The sequence below is a fragment of the Microbacterium sp. T32 genome (assembly GCF_001619615.1).
GTDB lineage: Bacteria > Actinomycetota > Actinomycetes > Actinomycetales > Microbacteriaceae > Microbacterium.
In genome coordinates this window covers 1-1,799 of sequence record NZ_LQQP01000039.1, presented here as the reverse complement: position 1 = coordinate 1,799, position 1,799 = coordinate 1, and the positions used below count along the sequence as shown (strand labels likewise).

At 72.5% G+C, this 1,799-nt stretch carries 2 protein-coding genes; one reads left to right on the top strand and one right to left on the bottom strand.

The genetic code is table 11. The features are described from left to right. Nucleotides 1-888, top strand: an 888-nt coding sequence (locus tag AVW09_RS14620; protein WP_156496123.1) for a phosphoenolpyruvate carboxykinase domain-containing protein, incomplete at its 5' end; no start/stop codon positions are given. 132 nt (nt 889-1,020) lie between these two features. Here the strand turns inward: AVW09_RS14620 and AVW09_RS14615 are convergent. Beyond that, the coding region (locus AVW09_RS14615; RefSeq protein WP_156496122.1) for an ATP-binding cassette domain-containing protein at nt 1,021-1,799 on the bottom strand (779 nt) is incomplete at its 5' end.

Sequence of the window (1,799 nt, the reverse complement as noted above, 5' to 3'; positions counted from 1 at the left end):
CCCGAGGCCGGCTTCTTCGGCGTTGCGCCCGGCACCGGCGAGTCCACGAACGTCACCGCGGTCGAGACGCTCTGGGGCAACACGATCTTCACCAACGTCGCGCTGCGTCCCGACGGCGACGTGTGGTGGGAAGGACTGACCGACGAGGCTCCGCCGCAGCTCATCGACTGGGAGGGCAAGGACTGGACCCCGGCGTCGGGCCGTCCCGCCGCGCACCCCAACTCGCGCTTCACCGTCGCCGCTGCGCAGTGCCCGCAGATCGCGGCGGACTGGGAGACCCCCGAGGGCGTTCCGCTGGACGTCATCCTGTTCGGCGGCCGCCGCGCCACGAACGTGCCGCTCGTGCTCGAGGCCACGGACTGGTCGCACGGCGTCTTCCTCGGCTCGACGGTGTCGAGCGAGAAGACCGCCGCGCAGGAGGGCACCGTCGGCGAGCTGCGCCGCGACCCGTTCGCGATGCTGCCGTTCTGCGGCTACAACATGGGCGACTACTTCGGTCACTGGCTCAAGGTCGGCGAGAAGCTGCGCTTCGACCGCGCGCCCCGCATCTTCCAGGTCAACTGGTTCCGCAAGGGCGACGACGGACGGTTCCTGTGGCCCGGCTTCGGCGACAACGCGCGCGTGATCGACTGGATCATCCGCCGCGTCGACGGCCAGGTCGGTGCCGTGGACAGCCCCATCGGCCGTCTGCCCCGGGTCGAGGACCTCGAGCTGTCGGGTCTCGACCTGCCCGCAGCCGACCTTGAGGAGCTCTTCGCGATCGACACCGCGTCGTGGCTGGCCGAGGCCGACCTCACCGAGGAGTTCTTCGACACCTTCGGCAGCCACCTCCCGGCGGCTCTCCGCGCCGAGCTGGCCTCGCTCCGCTACCGCCTGCAGCGCGGCTAGCCTCCCGACCCGCCCGCCTCGCTCGCCGTATCGCGGCGCGGGGCGGGCGCGAACTCGACGCCCCTCCCTGCTCTTGGCGCGCGGGAGGGGCGTCGTCCTTCGTGCGTCAGCGTCGCGGCCGCGCGGCGTGCGTCACACCAGCAGCTGGTGCTTCGCGAGCTCGCGGTACAGGGGGACGGATGCCACGAGCTCGCTGTGCGTGCCCTGGCCGACGACGCGTCCGTGCTCGAGCACCACGATGAGGTCGCTGTCCACGACCGTCGAGAGGCGGTGCGCGATGACGAGCAGCGTCCGACCGGTGGCGACGGCGTCGATCGCCTCGCGCATGCGCTGTTCGTTCACGCCATCGAGCGACGACGTCGATTCGTCGAGCAGCAGCACCGGGGGAGCGGCCAGCAGCGCCCGCGCGATCGCAAGTCGCTGACGTTCGCCGCCGGAGAGCATCACACCGTCTTCGCCCACCGGGGCGTCCACCCCGAGCGGGCTCCGCTCGAGCACGTCGCCGAGGTTGACGGCCCGCAGCACGCGCTCGCAGTCGGCCTCGGATGCCTCGGGTGACGCGAGCCGCAGGTTGTCGGCGATCGTGCCGGCCAGGGTCGGGGCATCCTGCTCGACGTAGCCGAAGCGGGCGCGCAGCGCCTCGCGGGGGAGTTCGCGGGCGTCGATGCCGTCGACGAGGATCGCCCCCGCGGTCGGGTCGTAGAACCGCTCGACGAGCGACAACACGGTGCTCTTGCCGGCGCCGGAGGGGCCGACGAGCGCGACGCGCGCACCTCGCGGAACGGCGAACGACACTCCGCGCAGCACCTCGCGCTCTTCCTCCGCCGCTTCGGTCGTGGCCTCGTCCGCGGCGCGGTCCAGGTGCGCCTGCGCGAGCACGGATCGCGCTTCCTGCGCCGCGGCCTCGCGCG